At 63.1% G+C, this 20,215-nt stretch carries 16 protein-coding genes; 12 read left to right on the top strand and 4 right to left on the bottom strand.

The features are described 5' to 3' along the window. Window positions 1–5: 5 nt before the first annotated feature. Together AB4P96_RS20725 and AB4P96_RS20720 are read left to right on the top strand one after the other, a co-directional pair. Window positions 6–1,343, top strand: coding sequence for an alginate export family protein (locus AB4P96_RS20725; RefSeq protein WP_017139045.1), 1,338 nt, complete (start codon window positions 6–8; stop codon window positions 1,341–1,343). A gap of 40 nt (window positions 1,344–1,383) precedes the next feature. Next, the gene (locus tag AB4P96_RS20720; protein WP_395600022.1) at window positions 1,384–2,487 is read left to right on the top strand and encodes a polyamine ABC transporter substrate-binding protein; all 1,104 of its coding nucleotides are present in this window, start codon (window positions 1,384–1,386) and stop codon (window positions 2,485–2,487) included. A 46-nt stretch (window positions 2,488–2,533) separates the two neighbouring features. Here AB4P96_RS20720 and AB4P96_RS20715 read toward each other — a convergent pair whose 3' ends face one another. Both AB4P96_RS20715 and AB4P96_RS20710 read right to left on the bottom strand, forming a co-directional pair. Continuing rightward, on the bottom strand, window positions 2,534–3,145 hold the full coding sequence (locus tag AB4P96_RS20715; RefSeq protein WP_170038675.1) for a TetR/AcrR family transcriptional regulator: 612 nt from the start codon (window positions 3,143–3,145) through the stop codon (window positions 2,534–2,536). Window positions 3,146–3,244: 99 nt separating this feature from the next. Next, entirely contained in the window at window positions 3,245–4,999 is a 1,755-nt protein-coding gene (locus AB4P96_RS20710; protein WP_186617389.1) for a sigma-54-dependent Fis family transcriptional regulator, read from the bottom strand. A 270-nt stretch (window positions 5,000–5,269) separates the two neighbouring features. Between AB4P96_RS20710 and AB4P96_RS20705 the strand changes: the two genes are divergently transcribed. From AB4P96_RS20705 to AB4P96_RS20695, 3 genes are all read left to right on the top strand, one after another. Next, entirely contained in the window at window positions 5,270–6,745 is a 1,476-nt protein-coding gene (locus tag AB4P96_RS20705; protein ID WP_177034103.1) for a benzaldehyde dehydrogenase, read from the top strand. 73 nt (window positions 6,746–6,818) lie between these two features. Further along, window positions 6,819–7,586 carry a coniferyl-alcohol dehydrogenase gene (locus AB4P96_RS20700; protein ID WP_395600021.1) on the top strand — a complete coding sequence of 256 codons (768 nt, stop codon included), beginning with the start codon at window positions 6,819–6,821 and terminating at the stop codon, window positions 7,584–7,586. 81 nt (window positions 7,587–7,667) lie between these two features. Further along, complete coding sequence (locus AB4P96_RS20695; RefSeq protein ID WP_395600020.1) at window positions 7,668–8,615, top strand: transporter; 948 nt, start codon at window positions 7,668–7,670, stop codon at window positions 8,613–8,615. On the opposite strand, the gene mhpT is transcribed toward AB4P96_RS20695, so the two are convergent. Then, window positions 8,593–9,801: a 3-(3-hydroxy-phenyl)propionate transporter MhpT gene (gene mhpT / locus AB4P96_RS20690; protein WP_017139053.1), complete on the bottom strand. Its 1,209-nt coding sequence runs from the start codon at window positions 9,799–9,801 to the stop codon at window positions 8,593–8,595. The two genes, AB4P96_RS20695 and mhpT, sit on opposite strands and share 23 nt — an antisense overlap. A 305-nt stretch (window positions 9,802–10,106) precedes the next feature. Between mhpT and AB4P96_RS20685 the strand changes: the two genes are divergently transcribed. Then, window positions 10,107–11,432, top strand: a complete 1,326-nt coding sequence (locus AB4P96_RS20685; RefSeq protein ID WP_395600019.1) for an OprD family porin — start codon at window positions 10,107–10,109, stop codon at window positions 11,430–11,432. Between the two features lie 5 nt (window positions 11,433–11,437). Here the strand turns inward: AB4P96_RS20685 and AB4P96_RS20680 are convergent, their stop codons facing one another. Beyond that, complete coding sequence (locus tag AB4P96_RS20680; RefSeq protein ID WP_099547707.1) at window positions 11,438–11,926, bottom strand: MarR family winged helix-turn-helix transcriptional regulator; 489 nt, start codon at window positions 11,924–11,926, stop codon at window positions 11,438–11,440. A gap of 213 nt (window positions 11,927–12,139) precedes the next feature. On the opposite strand from AB4P96_RS20680, the gene AB4P96_RS20675 reads away from it, so the two are divergent. The 6 genes from AB4P96_RS20675 to AB4P96_RS20650 all read left to right on the top strand — a co-directional run bounded on the left by AB4P96_RS20675 (window position 12,140) and on the right by AB4P96_RS20650 (window position 20,210). Further along, window positions 12,140–12,970, top strand: a complete 831-nt coding sequence (locus AB4P96_RS20675; protein ID WP_017139056.1) for a p-hydroxycinnamoyl CoA hydratase/lyase — start codon at window positions 12,140–12,142, stop codon at window positions 12,968–12,970. A gap of 76 nt (window positions 12,971–13,046) precedes the next feature. After that, on the top strand, window positions 13,047–14,495 hold the full coding sequence (locus tag AB4P96_RS20670; protein WP_395600018.1) for an aldehyde dehydrogenase: 1,449 nt from the start codon (window positions 13,047–13,049) through the stop codon (window positions 14,493–14,495). Between the two features lie 62 nt (window positions 14,496–14,557). Then, on the top strand, window positions 14,558–16,432 hold the full coding sequence (locus AB4P96_RS20665; RefSeq protein ID WP_395600017.1) for a feruloyl-CoA synthase: 1,875 nt from the start codon (window positions 14,558–14,560) through the stop codon (window positions 16,430–16,432). Further along, the gene (locus AB4P96_RS20660) at window positions 16,429–17,664 is read left to right on the top strand and encodes a thiolase family protein (RefSeq protein ID WP_170038659.1); all 1,236 of its coding nucleotides are present in this window, start codon (window positions 16,429–16,431) and stop codon (window positions 17,662–17,664) included. The genes AB4P96_RS20665 and AB4P96_RS20660 overlap by 4 nt, the downstream gene beginning before the upstream one ends. 34 nt (window positions 17,665–17,698) lie before the next feature. Then, complete coding sequence (locus tag AB4P96_RS20655; protein WP_395600016.1) at window positions 17,699–19,441, top strand: acyl-CoA dehydrogenase; 1,743 nt, start codon at window positions 17,699–17,701, stop codon at window positions 19,439–19,441. Between the two features lie 55 nt (window positions 19,442–19,496). Then, the gene (locus tag AB4P96_RS20650) at window positions 19,497–20,210 is read left to right on the top strand and encodes a GntR family transcriptional regulator (RefSeq protein WP_017134659.1); all 714 of its coding nucleotides are present in this window, start codon (window positions 19,497–19,499) and stop codon (window positions 20,208–20,210) included. The last annotated feature ends 5 nt before the right edge of the window (window positions 20,211–20,215 follow it).

Raw genomic sequence — 20,215 nt, 5'->3', positions numbered from 1 at the left:
TTCTTATGGTATTCACCAAGCGTTTCTCTCGAGCGCTGTTGGCGGTCGGCTTACCCTTGACCACCCACGTCGCATTCGCGGGCTACACCTTTGAGGACGGCGATCTCAAGGGCGAAGTCAATCTCACCGCAGGCGGGGCAACGTTGTTTACCCGTGGGGTCAACTTCGGCAGCGGCCGGGTCGATGCGCGCAACGGTAAAAACGGCGGCGCCCGGATCAACTGGCAAGAGGTTTACGTAAAACCGGGGGTCAAACTCGAGTACGCGCTGCAACCGGATTTTAGCCTGCTCGCGGGCGGTTCCCTGGTGGCGGCGAGCACCTTTGGCGATGGTGACGCGGGTGGCTTCAGCCGCAGTTCCGATGGCAAGGCCGCCGCCGAAGAACTCTATGGCGGTTTTCGCGCCGGCGAGTGGAAGCTCACCGCCGGCCGCCAGAACTACATGATCGGTACGGGGTTCATCGTCATGGATGGCAACCTCGACCAGTTCAAGGATGGCGCCTACTGGCTCGGCCCGCGAACCGCGTTCAGGGATTCGGCGATCCTCGCCTGGGATCATGGTGCGCTGAAGTCTCAGGCTTTCACCTTGCGCACCGATGATGACTTGGGCGATTTTCGCATGACCGGCGTCAACCTGGATTACAACCTCGATGACCAGGTGACGCTCGGCGCCATGGCCATGAAGGTCAATGCCCTTGGCCCCAGAGGTAGCACGCTCCCGCGCCGCCGGGACGGGATGCAGGTGTATAACCTGCGGGCGCTCAACGCCAAAGTGCCCGGCGTACAGGCGCTGACGCTGAATGCCGAGTACGCGCTGGAGCGGGGCAGCGGCGAGGGTGTCGATTACGCTGCCAGCGCCTGGTATGCCCAGGCCGACTATGCCTTCAACACCTTGCCGCTGACGCCGGTCCTTGGCTACCGCTACGCGAGCTTTTCCGGCGACGACAACCTCACCGACAACCGGCAAAAAGCCTGGGACCCACTGAGCAAAGGCTTCGTCGACTGGAGCACGTGGCTGGTCGGGGACGTGGTCGGCAATTACCTGCTGTTCAACAGCAACGAAAATGTCCAGCAGTTCTCCCTCAAGACCCACCTCAACGAAACCCTGACCCTCGGCGCGATTCACTACCAGTTCTGGCTGGATGAGAAAAACTACCTGGGCGCACCGGTCAGAGATCGGCGCTTTGCCGACGAAAGTGTGGTTTTCCTCGACTGGACACCCACGCCGTCGTTCTATACGTCGCTGTCCTACAACTGGGTCAAGCCACTGGCCACCGCCAAACAGGTGTTTGGCGATGACCAGACGTTCAGTGCGCTGGAACTGTATTTCACCTACCGCTATTAAGTGCTGCGAGCCATCGCGGCCGCGCTGGAGTGTTTTGATCATGAACAGATTTCTGCGTAATACCGTGCTGGGCACTGTCGCCTCGTTGCTCATCAGTGGTGTTTGCCTGGCTGAAGAACGAACCGTACGGATCTACAACTGGATCGAATACCTGCCACCCGAAGTGCTGAAGAGCTTCGAGGAAGAAACCGGCATTCGGCCTATTTATGATGTGTTCGACAGTGCCGAAACCATGGAGTCCAAACTGTTGACGGGCAACTCCGGGTACGACGTGGTGTTCCCCGGCACCGCTAACCTGGGGCACTTGATCACGGCCGGTGCCGTGCAACCGCTGGACCGCAAGCAGTTGCCCAACTGGCAGCACCTGGACCCGCAGTTCATGCAGTCCCTGGAAGCCGTGGGTGACACCGGCAACCGCTACGCCGCGCCTTACCTGTGGGGCACCACATTGATCGGCTACAACGTCGACAAGGTGCGCAAAGCCCTCGGCCCCGACGTGCAAATGAACAGCTGGGACATCATCTTCAAGGAAGAAAACCTCGCCAAGCTCGCCAGTTGTGGCGTGGGTTTCCTCGACGCCGGCAACGAGATCCTGCCGATTGCCTTGCACTACAAGGGCCTCGACCCTAATAGCCAGAAGCGTGAAGACTATGTGCAAGCCCAGGCGGTGATGATGAAGATTCGCCCTTACGTGACTTACTTCAACTCGTCGCGCTACGGCATGGACCTGGCCAACGGTGATATCTGTGTGGGCGTGGGCTGGTCCGGCGGCGTCGCACTGGCCATGCGCCTGGCAGATGCCGCCGGCAAGGGCGTCAAGGTCCAGATGGCACTGCCCAAGGAAGGCGCGCCGATGTGGTCGGACGTGATGATGATCCCGGCCAAGGCCCCTGATCTGGCGGAGGCCCATGCGTTCATCAATTACATCCTGCGCCCGGACGTGATTGCCCGTATCAGCAACAAGATCGGCTACCCCAACCCGAACAGGGACGCTACCGCGCTGGTGGACGCCAGCATCCGCAACGACCCCAACATGTATGTGCCGTACGAAGCGCGCAAGACCCTGTTTGCCCTGGAGCCGATTCCGGCCGCCGTGGAGCGCATCCGTACCCGCACCTGGACCGCCATCAAGAGCAACCGATGATCTGTGTGGCCCGGTGCGTGCGCGCCGGGCTCGACTCAGGAGGCAATCAGGCCTGCATGCCGTAAAACACCAGCTCGGTGATACGCCTGACCTGCAGGGAGTGCGCGTCGATATCCGGGTGTTCCTGGTTTACCAGCCTGAACAATTGCAGGTGCGAATAGTCGTTCAACAGGAACGCGGCCAATTCCACATCGAGTTGCGCGCGCAGCTTGCCGGCCCGTTGCAGTTCCCGCAGCAGTTCGCTGATTTCGGCCCTGAGCGCATCGTTCATGGCTCGGTAGCCTTCCGGCAGTCCATTGCTGCCGCCGAACAGGATCAGCGGCAGCAGTTCACGCCACAGGCTGGGGTGCATGACCTCCAGGGCATAGCCCGTGAGCAGGCGTTCCAGGTGGCAGAGCGCTTCGACCGGGTCGTCTATTTGGTGGATCAGGCTGCGGGTGTCGGTGATCGCGCGTTGATCGGCGTGGTGCAGGATCTCCAGGATGATTTCCTGCTTGTTGCCGAAGTACTTGAACACCGTCGGCGGCGACACTCCGGCCTGGCTGGCGATCTGTTCGATGGTGGTGTTCTGGAAACCCTGGCGCTCAAACAGTTCGACCGCAGCTTCACTGATAGCTTGCCGGCGCTCGGCTTTCTGACGTTCACGCAGTCCACTCACAGGAGATCCTTGTCACGAATAATAAAGAGGGGCGCGTGTCGGCCCCATACCCCTGCAAAATACTTAATTGGGTAAAGCTTTTAAAGCACTAATTGCCATTCAAGGAGTTTGCCGCCGGTGCTTCTTCATACGGTAAGCAAATTGAGCACGGCTGAGCCCCACGAGCCTGGCGGCCGCGGCCAGGTTGCCGGCGCTTTGTTGCAATGCTTCAGTAATCAGGCGCGATTCAAGGCCTTCAATGGAAACCCCCTGGTCCAACGGGTCGAGGGTATCCAGCAGCGTCGAGCGAGGCGCCTGCGCGGTATTTGACAGGCTGCCTTGGTCGTCGAGGCCATAGGGCTCGGCGGGCATCGGTTCGTTGCGAAACAGATGCACCAGGTCAATGGCCTGGCCTTCGTCGCTGGCGATCAGGCCGCGTTCGATGAGGTTTTGCAGCTCGCGCACATTGCCCGCGAAGTCGTAGCGCAGCAACGTCTTCAGGGCGCGCATGGTCAGGCCTGCCGGGGTCCGGGCGTAGTCCTGGCAGAAGCGCGTCAGGAACGCATTGATCAGTAGCGGGATGTCGTCCCGGCGTTCACGCAGCGGGGGCAGGGCGATGGGGTAAACGTTCAGCCGGTAGAACAGGTCTTCGCGAAAGCTTCCGTCTGCCACGGCTTTACGCAGGTCGATATTGGTGGCGGCCACCACGCGCACATCCACCTTGATCCCGCGCACCCCGCCGACCCGTTCGATTTCCCGTTCCTGCAAGGCTCGCAGCAACTTGCTTTGCCCGGGCAGGCTGAGGCTGGTGATTTCATCCAGGAACAGGGTGCCACCCTGGGCCCGTTCGAATCGCCCGGGGCGCGAGTGCGTAGCGCCGGTATAGGCGCCGCGTTCGACACCAAAGAGTTCGGCCTCCACCAGGTTATCCGGGATGGCGGCGCAATTGAGTGCCACAAACGGGCTGTCATGGCGACGACTGAGCTGGTGCAGCTGGCGCGCAAACATCTCTTTGCCCACACCGGACTCACCGCTGATCAGCACCGTCGCGGGCGTCAGTGCAACCCTTTGCAGCGCTTGCATCGCCGCGTTGAACGCAGCACTGGCGCCTACCAACGGTTGCAGCTGGCGGGTTCCGCCATTGCTGCCCACGGGGCCTGCGAGCGTGGGGGTGGCAGGGCCAGTGACGGCCTGGGACACATTCAGGTAGCGCAGGTCCTGTTCGACATCACCCCATTGCTCGGCCGTCTTGCCAATCACGCGGCAACGGCGATGGCCCATGCCACGGCATTCCACTTCGCGGAAAATCACCATTTGCCCGAAGAGGCCACTGACGAAGCCGATGGCGTAGCCGGTTTCGGTCCAGCACACCGGGTCCTGGCCGATGCCGTAAGCCCCTATATGTTCATCGGCTTCGCACGAGTGGTGCCAGAGAAATTCCCCTTCATAGAACCCCGAGTCGGCATCGAACTTGAAGTGCAGCGGTTCGACCTTGGTCATGCCTTCCAGGGTGTGCAGGTGTGTCCCGGCGCGAAACACCGCGGCGGCATCGGCCTGTGGCCAGCGCTCGCGGATCAAGCGCGCATCCCGTGCGCCGGAGGCATAACCGGTGCGGGTGAACAGGCCCCGGGCCTGGTCCAGTCCCAGGCGCTCGATGACCTCGGCGCGCAGGGCGCCGAACGACGAACTGTGCAGCAACAACATGCGTTGATCGTTGAGCCAGATGCGCCCGTCTTCAGGGGAAAAGAACAGGCAGTCGGCCAGTTCCGCCGTGGTGGGCGAGCTGCTGTCACTGAGTTGGCGACTGTCGCCTCGCGGAGGGTAGGGCGCGCTGGCCACCCGGTCGTCGGGCAGCGCGCTGTGGGGATTAGTCATTGTTATGCCCCTGCAAAGCGAGTGATCGATATGAGCAACTGCTCAGATAGTTATAAAACATAACCTTATCAATTGAACAAGTGGCTGAGCCCGGGTTTTTTGCGGGTCAACGCCCCAGGCGTGTGAGCGTTGCGCGGCAGGCCTCGACCCAGAGCCCTCGCCGGTTTATGTGCGCGCCGTTGCGTGCAAGCGGCACAGCCTTTGCTCAAGACTGGATGCGGCGTTTGCACCCTGTGCAGACGATGACAATTACAAGAACCGGAGTTGCCAATGCCAGTGTCTGAAACCACCCCCTTTCTACAGCGGGCCATCGCGTCCGAATGCCTGTTCAACGGCGACTGGATTCCCGTGTCGGGATCTGTGATTGACGTGATTGAACCCGCCACCGGCGAACCCCTGATGCGCTGCGCCATGGCCAACGCGGCCGACATCGCCATCGCCTGCCGCAGTGCGGCCCTGGCGCAGCCGGCCTGGGCTGCGTTGGGCCCACGGGAGCGCGCCGAGGTGTTTCGCAAGGCGGCGGACCTGGCCCAGCGGTCCTTCGCCGAGCTGGCGCTGTACGTCGCCCGGGAAACCGGGGGCGCGTTGTTCAAGGGCGAGCACGAAGTGCGTGAAGCGATTGTGCTGCTGCATCAGGCGGCGGGGCTGTTGTCCCAACCTCACGGGGTGGTGCTGCCCAGTGCAGCCGGCCGACTGTCCTATGCACGGCGCCAGCCCCACGGCGTGGTCGGGGTGATTTCACCGTTCAACTTTCCGCTGGTGCTGTCACTTCGCTCAGTGGCCCCGGCGCTGGCGGCAGGCAATGCAGTGGTGCTCAAGCCTGACCCGCAGACCCCGGTCAGCGGGGGGTTTCTCATTGCCCGGCTGTTTGAAGAGGCGGGCTTGCCCAAGGGCCTGCTGCAGGTGATGCCCGGCGCGGCGCCGGCGGGGGAAGCGCTGTGCCGCGATCCGAATGTGCGGATGATTGCGTTCACCGGGTCCACGGCGGCGGGGCGCAAAGTCGCTGAAGTGGCCGGGCGACACTTGAAAAAGGTTGCGCTGGAGCTGGGCGGGAAAAACCCGCTGATCATTCTTGAAGACGCCGACCTCGACCTGGCCGCGAGCAATGCAGCCTGGGGCGCCTGGCTGCATCAGGGGCAAATCTGCATGGCGACCGGGCTGATTCTCGTGCATCAATCCATCGCCGAAAGCCTCACCCGCAAGCTGGTGGACAAGGCCCGGACACTCACGGTGGGCAATGCCGCCCGGGGTGAAGCGGCGCTCGGCCCGTTGATCAACCAACGGCAATTGCTGCGCGTGCACGAGATCGTCAGTGACAGCCTGCAGGCCGGCGCACGGCTCGAGGCGGGCGGCGACTATGACCGGTTGTTCTACCAGCCCACCGTGCTCAGTGGCGTACGTCCGGGCATGCGCGCCTTTGAGGAAGAGCTGTTCGGCCCGGTGGCCACGGTGGTCAGCTTTACCACCGACGAGGAAGCGATCGAACTGGCCAACCGCACGGAGTACGGCCTCTCGGCCGCCATCATCTCGCCGTCGGTTGGGCGCGCCATGGCCATCGGTGAGCGGCTGGACTGCGGCCTGCTGCACATCAACGACCAGACCGTGGCCGACGAATGCATCAACCCGTTCGGCGGGCGCGGTGCTTCCGGCAACGGCGGCAGCGTCGGCGGGCCGGCCGACTGGGACGAGTACAGCCAGTGGCAGTGGGTCACGCTGAAAAATACGCCGCCTGTCTATCCATTCTGAGCCATAGCCGTTCTGGGCGCTGGCTCATCGCTTTGTTACCCCCGTGCCTATACAAAAATAAGAGGGCTTGAACATGAACCTGAACAACAAAACCCTGATTGTCACCGGCGTCGCTTCAGGCATTGGCGCCGAACTGGCGCGGCTCGCGCGTTTCCAGGGGGCCACGGTGATCGGCGTGGATCGCCATGAACCGCAACTGACCCTGGATGGTTTCTTCCAGGCTGACCTGGGTGACCCTGTCAGCATTGATGCGCTGGTGGCGCGCCTGCCCGCGCGGGTCCACGGGCTGTGCAACATCGCTGGTGTGCCTGGTACGGCGCCCGTGCACGCGGTGGCCACGGTCAATTACCTGGGGCTGCGGCACCTGACTCAATCGCTGCTGCCACGCATGCCGGCGGGCGGCAGCATCGTCAATGTCGCCTCGGTGCTTGGCGCGCAATGGCCGCAACGGCTGGAGCTGCACAAGGCGCTGGCCGCGATACCCAGCTTCGAGGCCGGGCAGCAGTGGCTGGCGGCCAATCCGGTGGAGCAGGGCAGCTGTTATCAATACTTCAAGGAGGCGCTGATCGTGTGGAGCTTCCAACAATCCCAGGGCTGGTTTCGCGATCACTCGGTGCGTATCAACTGCGTGGCGCCGGGGCCGGTGTTTACCCCGATTCTCGGCGATTTCGTCAGCATGCTCGGGCCGCAGCGGGTGGCCGAGGACAGCCAGCGCATGACCCGTCCAGCCCTGGCCGATGAGGTGGCGGCGGTGATTGCCTTCCTCTGCTCGGACGCTGCGCGCTGGGTCAACGGGGTCAATCTACCGGTGGATGGCGGTTTGGCCGCCACCTACGTGTAGGGCCTGCCACAGCAATAAATCCCGGTGCGGGCCCTACGTGCCGGGAGTCTTGAACAACAACAAAAATACAGGACATACAAGATGCTCAAGCCTATCTTGCGGACGGTTGCGGCCACGACATTTGTCGCGCTGACATCGACTGCACATGCTTACGACCTGCCCGGACTCAACCTCGGCACCACCAGTTTCTACGACGGCTCGCCAGCGCCGGCCGGCCCTGGCTGGTACCTGGAGGAGTACCTGACCTACTCGCGGTCCAACCGTTTCAATGATGCCCACGGCAACAAGCTGGCGCTGCCCAAGCAGGACCTGGAAGTGGTGGCGCCCACCACGCAGATCATCTACGTCGGCCAACCCCTGGCCAATGGCGCGATGCCCGGCTTCACCCTGATCAACACTTCCCTGGCCCGGGTGAATGTCGACGATGGGTTGAACAATGCGGCGCTGAGTTCCCGTGCTGGCGTCGGTGACCTGACGGTCGGTGCCTTCCTGCAACTGCCAACCCTGAATCGCGCTGATGGCAGCCCGCTGTTGACCCAGCGTGCCGAGGCTGATGTTTCGATCCCGGTGGGGGCCTATGACCGCCATCGCTCGATCAACCCCGGCAGCAACTTCTGGTCATTCAACCCGTATTACGCGGCGACGTACTGGTTCAGCCCGACATGGTCGGCGAGCGGGCGTTTCATGTACCTGTGGAATGGCAAGAATGATGATCCGCAGGCAGGCTTCGGGGATGTTTCCGATACCCAGGCCGGCCAGGCATTGCATGCCAACCTGACGCTGCAATATGCCTTGAGCCAGCAACTGAGCGTGGGGGTGAACGGCTATTGGTTGAAGCAGATCACCGACACCCAGGTCGCTGGGCACGCCGTGAGCGGGCGCCGGGAAAAGGTCTGGGCCATTGGCCCAGGCCTGGTCTATGCGTTCAGCAAGGAGGAGGTGCTATCGGTAAACGCCTACTTTGAACAGCAGGCGCAGAACCGCACCGAGGGCAACAAACTGGTGCTCAACTGGCTGCATAAGTTCTAGTAGGCGCGGTACGCACCATCACGCTGATGATGGTCAGTGCGGCAATCACCACCCCGGGGGACGTCGCCAGCAGTACCCCCGCGGTGCCGGCGCCGGCAGCGAGGAGTTGCCCGGCCGCCAGCGGCCCGGCCACCGAACCCAGGCGGCCCACTGCCACGGCGGCCCCGACGCCGGTGGCACGCACCGAGGTGGGATACGAGGGCGGTGCCGAGGCGTACAGCACCAACTGCGCAGCCATCACGAACAAACCGGCGGCAAAGCCGGCAATGGCCATGGGTACGATGCCCACTGACAGCCCGACCCCGGCCAGGGCCGCCAGCAGCCCGGCGTACACAGACAGCACCACTTTGAGGGCATTACAGCGGTCCAGCAGCACGCCGCCGAGCAGCGACCCCAGGGCGCCGCCGATATTGAAGAGCATCTGCACCATGCCCGCCTGGGGTTTGCTGAAACCCTGTTCCAGCAACAGCGACGGCAGCCAGTTAAGCAGCATGTACATCACGGTCAGGGTGAAGAAGTAGCTGAGCCACAAGGCCAGCGTGGTGCGCGCGCGACCGTCGCCGAACAGCGCCTGGCCGGTGGAGGGGCGGGCGCCGTGGGTGTTGTCGAGCTGTTGGCGAAAGGCACTGGATTCAGGCAGCAGCAGGATCATCAACGGCACGGCCAGCAAGGGCGCCAGGCCGCCGATAATAAACGTGGTCTGCCAGTGCTCACTGGAAAACATCGCCACCACCGCGGCCAATGCTCCCCCCAGCGGCACCCCGCAGTACATCACGCTGATGGCCGTGCCACGGTTGCGTTCGCTCACCGCTTCGGCGCACAGCGCGATCAGGTTGGGCAACGCTGCGCCCAGCCCCAGGCCGGTGAGAAAGCGCACCAGCAACAAGCTTGAGTAGCTCTCGACAAATGCGGTGCTCAGTGAAAACAACCCGAACAGCAGCACGGCGCTGACCAGGATTTTCTTGCGCCCGATCCGGTCGGCAACCCAGCCCCCGAAGAACGCCCCCGGCAGCAGGCCGATGATGCCGACGCTGAACACCCAGCCGAGCATCTTCGGATCCAGGGCGAAGGTTTGACGTAACCCAGCGGCGGCGGTGCCGGCGGCTTGCAGATCGAACCCTTCGATCAGCGCAACGATAAAGCACAACGCAATAGTCAGCGTCGAACGACGCGATGGACTGTCCATGGCAAACCTCATTGTTGTTTTTGTTGTGGTGGCGAGCTTGAGTGGCTGCTAAGGATTAAGATAACAAATATAACTAAAAACGAATCGAGGAATAAAATCAGTAAAAAAACAGAATAAAGTGATTAAATTCAATTGATTGAGATATTTGTTTGTTCATGGATAAAAAATAGATAGCTTTATTAATGTTCGATTATCGGTCAGTTACGGTTGACGAGTACCGTCGGCTGTTTCCATTCTTGGCTCGCGAGGCTCACAGGGCCGAGCGTGTGCCAACCCAATAACAACAACAAAAATGGACATCGAACATGCCAGAACTCCCTTTGGAGGATGCCGTTGCAGCGGCGTCCGTCTCCTGTGTGTCGAACAACACTCCACGCTGGCTGATGGCATTGTTGGCCTTGAGCGTGCTGCCCGGTTCGCTGTGGGCTGCAGGCTTTATCGACGACAGCCACGGCACCCTGACCTTGCGCAATTACTACCTGGACCGCGACTACAAGGATGACGGTGCGAAGACCGCCGCACGGGAATGGGCCCAGGCGTTCATCCTCAACCTGGAATCGGGTTACACCCCTGGCCCGGTCGGCTTTGGCCTGGATGTACGCGGGTTGATGGGGGTCAAGCTCGACTCTTCGCCGGACCGCAGCGGTACCGAGTTGTTGCCGGTGTCGGCCAGCGACAAGCGCGCCGCCGACGACTACTCGCGCCTGGCCCCAACCGCCAAACTGCGGTTCGCCCAAACCACGGTCAAGGCCGGCGATGTGTCGATCTTCCTGCCGTTTGCCTTTGCCAGTCCCTCGCGGCTGCTGCCGCAAACGTTTCGCGGCACCACGTTGAGCTCCAAGGACATCGATGGCCTGACCCTCAACACGGGCTATATCGACCGCATCAACAAGCGCGACTCCACCGACTACCAGGCCATGACCATCGCCTCGCCCAACCGGCGCTTCAACGCCACCGCCACCACCTCGCACCTGGCTTATGTGGGCGGTGATTACCAGGTCAATAAAGACCTCAGCCTGCGGGTTTATCACTCGCAGATCGCGGACCTCTACCAGCAGGACACCTTGGCGCTGCTGCACAACCTGCCGGTGGGCGATGGTGTGCTCACCAGCGACCTGCGCAGTTTTTTCAGCCGTGAGGATGGCAGTGCCAAGGCGGGCAAGGTGGATAACCGCAACCTCTCGGCGTTGTTTGGCTACCGCCTGGGCGGCCATCGCGTCAGCCTTGGCTACATGCACTCAAGCGGGGAGACGGCCACGCCCTATATCTCGGGAACGGAGTTGATGGGCATGAGCGAACTGACCATGAGTTCGGACTTTCTCAACGCCAAGGAGCGCACCTGGCAAGCCATCTACGACTATGACTTCGCGGCATCGGGTGTGCCGGGGTTGAAGACTCGGCTGCGCTATGTGCGTGGCGACCACATCGAACTGGCCGCTTTGAACGCCGAGGATCGCAAGGAGCGCGAGTTCCAGATGGAACTGGGGTATGTGATTCAGAGCGGCCCGCTGAAGAACGTCGGGTTCATGGCGCGCAAGTCGATCTACCGCAATGACTTCCCGAGCGGCGCGGCCTTTCGCGATGAAAACCAGACCCGTTTCCTGGTGCTCTACACCGTGGCGCTCTGGTAGGCCGATCAGTCCTGGTAGACCTTCTTCAGCAAGCGCAGCAGCTCTTCACGTTCCTGGCCGTCGAGGGCGGCCGTGGCGTCGAGGTCACTCTGGGCGGCGATCGCCTTGAGTTCCTTGAGCAGGGTTTCGCCGCTCTTGCTGAGGAAGATCCCGTAGGAGCGCTTGTCCGGTTTGCAGCGTACCCGCACGGCCAGAGCGCGGCTTTCCAGCTTGTTCAGCAATGGCACCACCTGGGGCGGCTCGATGGCCAGGGCGCGAGCCAGGTCGGCCTGCATCAGCCCGGGGTGCTGCTCGATGATCGCCAGGGCCGAGAACTGCGCCGGGCGCAGGTCGTGGTCCGATAACCGGCCGATCAGGTTCTGGAACAGCTTGAGCTGGGCGCGGCGCATGGCGTAACCGATCAGATCGTCCAGGGCTGAATCCAGCGGCGGCCGTACCTCGTCGTTGTCGGGCAGGGCCTGGCTGGCGGTGGCGATGGTGGAAGGCTTGGCCATTGGCAGTGCAATCCTCAGAAGGTGCAGGTTAATAAGAGTATCTAGTTTGCCGGTGTTGGCGCGCTATGGCTATGCCGGGTTTTGAAAGCGCCTGCACCGCGCGGGTTTTAAGCAGGAAAAATATTGGTTATTCAGATTAATAGTTAATTGACATAACTATATTTGCGGTTTAATTTCGAATCATCTTCACACCCAGAACAAGAGCGTACCGCCATGAGCAATTACGAAGGCCGTTGGACCACAGTCAAGGTTGAGATCGAAGAAGGCATCGCCTGGGTCATTCTCAATCGTCCGGAAAAACGCAACGCCATGAGTCCGACCCTGAACCGGGAAATGATCGACGTCCTGGAAACCCTCGAGCAGGATCCTGCCGCCGGCGTGCTGGTCCTCACCGGTGCGGGCGAAGCCTGGACGGCGGGCATGGACCTCAAGGAATACTTCCGCGAAGTGGATGCCGGCCCGGAAATCCTCCAGGAAAAAATCCGCCGCGAAGCCTCGCAATGGCAATGGAAACTGCTGCGCATGTACGCCAAGCCGACCATCGCCATGGTCAATGGCTGGTGCTTCGGCGGTGGCTTCAGCCCGCTGGTGGCGTGCGACCTGGCGATCTGCGCCGACGAAGCGACCTTCGGCCTCTCGGAAATCAATTGGGGCATCCCGCCGGGCAACCTGGTGAGCAAGGCCATGGCCGACACCGTGGGCCATCGTCAATCGCTGTACTACATCATGACCGGCAAGACCTTTGGCGGGCAGAAAGCTGCGCAAATGGGCCTGGTCAACGAAAGCGTGCCCCTGGCTCAACTGCGCGAAGTGACCATCGAACTGGCGCGCAACCTGCTGGAGAAAAACCCGGTGGTGCTGCGTGCCGCCAAGCATGGCTTCAAGCGCTGCCGTGAACTGACCTGGGAGCAGAACGAGGATTACCTCTACGCCAAGCTCGACCAGTCGCGCCTGCTCGACACCGAAGGCGGTCGCGAGCAGGGCATGAAACAGTTCCTTGACGACAAGAGCATCAAGCCTGGCTTGCAGGCCTATAAACGCTGAAGGGCGCGGCCGCCTGGCCGCGCCGTTGTACCCTGCTTGAACGTATTCCCGATAAAGACAATAAAGAGGAATCACCATGCTGGACGTGCCCCTGTTGATCGGCGGCCAGTCGTGCCCCGCCCGTGACGGTCGAACCTTCGAACGTCGCAACCCGGTGACCGGTGAAGTGGTCTCGCGGGTGGCTGCGGCGACCCTGGAAGATGCCGACGCCGCGGTCGCCGCCGCCCACGCCGCGTTCCCCGCGTGGGCGGCGCTGGCGCCCAACGAACGCCGCACCCGCTTGCTCAACGCTGCCGAGCAATTGCAGGCGCGCAGCAGCGAATTCATCGCCGCCGCCGGCGAGACCGGCGCCATGGCCAACTGGTATGGCTTCAACGTGCGTCTGGCGGCCAACATGCTGCGCGAAGCGGCGTCGATGACCACCCAGATTACGGGGGAGGTGATTCCCTCGGATGTTCCCGGCAGTTTCGCCATGGCCTTGCGTCAACCGTGCGGTGTGGTGCTGGGCATCGCGCCGTGGAACGCTCCGGTAATCCTCGCCACGCGCGCCATCGCCATGCCGCTGGCCTGCGGTAACACCGTGGTGCTCAAGGCCTCGGAGCTGAGCCCGGCGGTGCACCGCCTGATCGGCCAGGTATTGCAGGACGCCGGCCTGGGCGATGGCGTGGTCAACGTCATCAGCAATGCCCCGGCCGATGCCGCCGCGATTGTCGAGCGATTGATCGCCAACCCGGCCGTGCGGCGGGTCAACTTCACCGGCTCGACCCATGTCGGGCGGATTGTCGGCGAGCTCTCGGCGCGTCACCTCAAGCCGGCGTTGCTGGAACTGGGTGGCAAGGCGCCGTTGCTGGTGCTCGACGATGCCGATCTTGACGCGGCTGTGGCGGCGGCGGCCTTTGGCGCCTATTTCAACCAGGGCCAGATTTGCATGTCCACCGAACGCCTGATCGTCGATGCCAGGGTCGCCGATGCGTTCACCGCCAAGCTGGCGGCCAAGGTCGCGACCCTGCGTGCGGGTGACCCTGCTGCGGCGGATTCGGTACTCGGTTCACTGGTGGACGCCAGCGCCGGCACACGCATCAAGGCCCTGATCGACGATGCCCTGGCCAAGGGCGCGCGGCTGGTGATAGGCGGCCAGCTCGAGGGCAGCATCTTGCAGCCGACCCTGATCGATGGCGTCACCGAACACATGCGCTTGTACCGCGAAGAGTCCTTTGGCCCGGTGGCCGTCCTGCTGCGTGGTGAGGGTGATGAAGCCTTGTTGCGCCTGGCCAACGATTCCGAGTTCGGCTTGTCGGCGGCGATCTTCAGTCGCGACACCGGGCGCGCGCTGGCACTGGCGCAGCGGGTCGAGTCGGGTATTTGCCATATCAACGGCCCGACCGTGCATGACGAAGCGCAGATGCCGTTTGGTGGAGTCAAGTCCAGTGGGTACGGCAGCTTTGGTGGCAAGGCGTCCATTGAGCACTTCACGCAATTGCGCTGGGTGACCTTGCAGAACGGGCCACGGCATTACCCGATCTGAGCAGTTGCTGCGACATAACAATAACAAGGCGGCTGTGATCCGCCTTGCTGGAGGACATCCTTGTGAGTTCCGAATTCCGACCGCAACCCCAGCCCGCACCGCGATACCGCGAGGTCTCCATCGGCCACGCACCGGTGGCGGTCACTGAAGAACACGGCGTGTTGCACATGCGCTCCCTGGAACCCCTGGCCGAGTTGCCGGCGCGCCTGCTCGATCGCCTGGTGCATTGGGCTCGGGTACGGCCCGAGCAGACGTTTATCGCGGCACGCCAGGCCGGTGGGGATTGGCGCCGTGTCAGCTACCGCGAAATGCTCGACAGCGTGCGCGCAATTGCCCAGGGCCTGCTCAGCTACGGGCTGTCGGCGCACAAGCCGCTGGCCTTGCTGTCCGGCAACGACATTGAGCATTTGCAGGTCGCCCTCGGCGCCATGTACGCCGGTATTCCGTACTGCCCGGTCTCGCCGGCGTACGCGTTGTTGTCCCAGGATTTCGCCAAGCTACGGCATGTCTGTGACCTGCTGCAACCCGGGCTGGTGTTCGTCAGCGATGCGGCGGCCTACCAGCGTGCGATCGAGGCCGTATTGCCGGCCGAAACCCCGTTGATCTGCGTGCGCGGCCAAGTGCCCGGGCGCAGCCAGATAAGCTTCGCCAGCCTGTTGCACACGCCGGGGGGCGCTGAGGCCGAGCAGGCCTTCAATGCCACCGGTCCCGACAGCATTGCCAAGTTTCTCTTCACCTCGGGCTCGACCAAATTGCCCAAGGCCGTGATCACCACCCAGCGCATGCTCTGCGCCAACCAGCAGATGCTGCTGCAGACGTTTCCGGTGTTCGGTGAGGAACCTCCGGTGCTGGTGGACTGGCTGCCGTGGAATCACACCTTTGGCGGCAGCCACAACGTCGGCATTGTGCTCTACAACGGTGGCACCTTTTATCTGGACGACGGCAAGCCCACGGTCCAGGGTTTTGCCCAGACCTTGCGCAACCTCAAGGAAATTTCGCCCACGGCTTACCTGACGGTCCCCAAGGGCTGGGAAGAGCTGGTCAACGCCCTGGAACAGGACGCCGAGTTGCGCGAGCGTTTTTTTGCGCGGATGAAACTGTTCTTCTTCGCCGCCGCCGGCCTGTCCCAAAGTATCTGGGATCGCCTCGACCGCGTGGCCGAACAGCACTGCGGTGAGCGCATCCGCATGATGGCCGGGCTGGGCATGACCGAAGCCGCGCCGTCCTGCACCTTCACCACCGGGCCGTTGTCCATGGCCGGCTATATCGGTCTGCCCGCGCCGGGCTGCGAGGTGCGCCTGGTGCCGGTGGACGGCAAGTTCGAAGGGCGCTTTCGCGGGCCGCATATCATGCCGGGATACTGGCGGGCGCCCCAGCAAACCGCCGAAGTGTTCGACGAACAGGGGTTCTACTGTTCAGGAGACGCGATCAAGCTCGCCGATCCTCGGCAGCCGCAACTGGGCCTGATGTTCGATGGGCGAATTGCCGAGGATTTCAAGCTCTCTTCCGGGGTGTTTGTCAGCGTGGGTCCGTTGCGCAATCGCGCGGTGCTCGACGGCTCGCCCTATGTGCAGGACCTGGTGATTGCCGCGCCCGATCGCGAGTGCCTCGGAGCACTGGTGTTCCCCAGGCTCTACGAATGCCGTCGGCTGGCGGGCCTGGACGCCGCCGCCAGCGATGCCGACGTGCTCGGCAGCGCGCCGGTGCGCCAGTGGTTCGGCGACTGGTTGCAACGCCTCAATCGCGAGGCCACCGGCAATGCCAGTCGCCTGGAATGGATTGCCTTGCTCGACGAGCCGGCGTCCATCGACCGTGGGGAAATCACCGACAAAGGTTCGATCAACCAGCGCGCCGTGCTGCAATGGCGCGCGGCGAAGGTCGAGGCGTTGTATCGCGGCGAAGAGGCCACGATCCTGCGCGCCGAGCCGAAACCTTGAGCGGGCAGTATTCGGCATTTGCCGATGTGGCAATTCTCGAGGCCGTGCGCACCCCCTGGATTGACCTGGGTGGAGCACTGTCTCAGGTCTCACCCATCGACCTGGGGATCAAGGTAGGCCGTGAGGTACTGGCCCGGGCGGGTATTGAACCGCAGGCAGTGGACAGCGTCCTGGCCGGCTCCATGGCCCAGGCCAGTTTCGATGCCTACTTGCTGCCACGGCATATCGGCTTGTACAGCGGGGTGGCGCAAGCGGTCCCGGCACTGGGGGTGCAGCGCATCTGCGCCACCGGTTTCGAACTGTTGCGCCAGGCTGCCGGGCAACTGCAGGACGGCGTGCAACTGGCCTTGTGTGTGGCCAGTGAATCCATGTCGCGCAACCCCATCGCGGCTTACACCCACAGGGGCGGGTTTCGTCTTGGCGGCGAGGTCCAGTTCAAGGATTTTCTGTGGGAGGCCTTGTACGACCCGGCCCCGGGCCTGGACATGATCGCCACGGCCGACAACCTGGCGCGCCGTTATGGTCTGGGCCGCGAGGCGGTGGACCGCTACGCCTGCGCCAGCCACCAGCGAGCGTTGCAGGCGCAGCGTGACGGCGCTTGGGTTGACGAGGTGGTGGCGGTCGATAACCAGCTATTCGAGCTTGAGGGATACCAGCCCAGAGGCATCAGCCTGGCGCGTCGGACCGCTGCCGTCAGCGAGGACAGCCACCCTCGGCCCACCGACCTTGCGAGCTTGAAACGCTTGCGCGCCGTGCATCCCGGCGGCGTGCAAACCGCCGGCAACAGTTGTGCCGTGGTGGATGGCGCGGCGGCGGCGTTGGTGGGCCGCGCCTCGGCCTGCATGCGGCCGGCCCTGGCGCGGTTGCTGGCCAGCGCGGTGGTCGGCGTGGCCCCCGAGTTCATGGGCATCGGCCCGGCACCGGCGATTCGTCTGCTGCTGCAACGCAGCGGGTTGAATCTGGATGACATCGGCCGCTTCGAGATCAACGAAGCCCAGGCCGCCCAAGTGCTGGCGGTGGCCCATGAACTTGAGCTGGACAGCGCCCGCCTCAACGTCCAGGGCGGTTCGCTGGCACTGGGGCATCCACTGGCTGCCACTGGCCTGCGCCTGGTCATGTCCCTGGCCCGACAACTGCGTCAGCACAACCTGCGCTACGGGATTGCCGCGGCGTGTGTGGGCGGCGGGCAGGGCATGGCGCTGCTGATCGAGAACCCTGCTTTTCGCGCTTGAGTACGTGATTCTTTTTAGTTGATGAGGTGTCCCGATGTGGAGCTATGAGGCGCCCCTGCGCGATATGCAATTTGTCCTCGAACACTGGTTGCAGGCGCCCGACAGCTGGCGACGCAACCCGGCGTTCGAGGCCCTCGACCTGCCGCTGGCATTTCAAGTATTGGAGGAGGCGGCACGCTTCAGCCAGGGCGTGCTGGCGCCGTTGAACAGCCGCGGTGATCGCCAGGGCTGCCGCTGGCAGGCGGGCCAGGTCAGCACCCCGGACGGCTTCGTCGAGGCCTATCGTGCTTACGTCGAGGGTGGTTGGCCGGCGCTGGCGTGCGCCGAAGAGCTCGGCGGGCAGGGCCTGCCGCAACTGCTTGATGCGGCGCTGCAAGAAATGCTCTACGCCAGTAACCATGCCTGGGCCATGTACACCGGGATCGCCCACGGCGCCTACCTGTGCCTCAAGACTCACGCCGCCCCTTGGCTGCAGGCACGCTACTTGCCGGAGATTGTCAGTGGCCAGGCGTTGCCCACCATGTGCCTGACTGAGTCCCAGGCTGGCAGCGATGTCGGTTTGCTGCGCTGTCGCGCTGAACCCCAGGCGGATGGCAGCTATCGCTTGAGCGGCAGCAAGCTGTTTATCTCCGGCGGTGAGCATGACCTCACGGCCAATATTCTGCACCTGGTGCTGGCGCGCCTGCCCGATGCGCCGCCGGGCAGTCGCGGCATTTCACTGTTCCTGGTACCCAAGCAGCTGGACGATGGCCGGGCCAATGGTGTGCATTGCGACGGTATCGAACACAAGATGGGCATCAGGGGCAGCGCCACCTGCTCCCTGGTATTCAACGCCGCCCAAGGCTGGCTGATCGGTGATGCCAATCAGGGCCTGGCGGCGATGTTCGTGATGATGAATTCGGCGCGCCTGCATGTCGGCCTGCAAGGTCTGGGGCATGTCGAGGCGGCTTGGCAAAATGCCCGGCAGTACGCTGCCGAGCGTGTGCAGATGCGTGCACCGTCAAGGCCCGAAGACGTGGCGGCCCAGGCCGCTGACCCGATCCGTTATCACCCGGCCATGCGCCGCGTGTTGCTGGAGCTGCGCACCACCAGCGAGGGCATGCGCGCCATCGGCTATTGGGCGGCGCACCTGCTGGATCAAGCCGAGCATGGCCAGGATTCGTCGGCCGCCCGGTTGGCGCCTTTGCTGACGCCCATCATCAAGGCGTTTTTCACCGAGCAGGGCTTTCGTCAGGCGAGCAATGCGCTGCAGGTATTCGGCGGTTACGGCTATGTCACCGAGTTCGCCATCGAGCAAACCCTGCGGGACAGCCGCATCGCGATGATCTACGAGGGCAGTAACGAGATCCAGGCCAATGACCTGTTGCTGCGCAAAGTGCTGGGGGATGAAGGTCGAGCCTTTGGCCTGCTGCTGGCCGAGTTGCGTGCCGAGGCCGGGCAGGGCGTGCAATATGTCGAGTGCGCAGGGTTCTCCCGCGCATTGGGCAGCCTGTGCGACGCGCTGGCCAGTGTGGTGAGCGCCGTGCATGAACGCGCGCAGGAAGACAGTGAATACCCCTATCGGGCCGCGCCGGATTTCCTCCAGCTCTGTGGCGTGGTGTTGCTGGCCTTTGCCTGGGCGCGGGCTGCGCGGGTCTCCAGGGCATTGCCCGAAGACGATCCATTGCGTGCCGCCAAGCTGCAAAGCGCCGGGTTCTTTTTCGATTACCTGCCGTCGCGGCTGGCGCAACACCTGGGTGCCATAGAGGGGGCGCGCGCCGCGCTGGCGTTCGTCTGACGGGATCGGATGCTTGCGGTACTATGGCAGGCCACGTTTTCTGGAAGTTGCCTGGATGAGTAAGCCCGGTCAATTGGTGCTGGTTGCACTGCGCAAGATGATTGCCAACGGGGAGTTGGTGGCGGGGGAGCGCCTGATGGAAACCCCTACGGCGCAACGCTTTGGTGTGTCGCGCATGCCGGTGCGCATGGCATTTCGTACCCTGGAGCAGGAAGGGCTGCTGGTGCCGTTTGGCGGGCGCGGCTATCAGGTGCGGTCGGTCAGCGCCAGCGACATTGCCGGCGCCGTCGAAGTGCGCGGTGTGCTGGAAGGCCTGGCTGCACGGCAAGCCGCCGAGCAGGGTCTTTCCGACGCGGCGCGTGCGGCGCTGGAGCGCTGCCTGGTGGAAGGCGACCAACTGTTCGAGAAAGGCTACGTGACCGAAGATGACCTCGAGGTTTACCACGACCTGAACATGCGCTTTCACCAGGTCATTGTGGAGGGCAGCCACAACCCCGCGATCACGGATGCGCTGGCACGCAATGATCACCTGCCCTTCGCATCGGTGACCGCGCTGGCGGTGGATCGTGAGGACATGGCTCGTGAATACCGACGCTTCAACTATGCCCACATGCAGCATCACTCGGTGTTCGATGCCCTGGTCAATCGCCAGGGCGCGCGCGCCGAAGCCATCATGCGCGAACACGCCAATGCGACATTGCGTTATGCCGAGATCTTCAGTTCAACCACCGCCGACGCGCGCATGAAGGTGATTTTGCCCGCGTCGTGACACGG

The organism is Pseudomonas sp. B19125 (assembly GCF_044218855.1).
Lineage (GTDB): Bacteria > Pseudomonadota > Gammaproteobacteria > Pseudomonadales > Pseudomonadaceae > Aquipseudomonas > Aquipseudomonas edaphica.
This window is presented reverse-complemented; position numbering and strand designations above follow the sequence as displayed.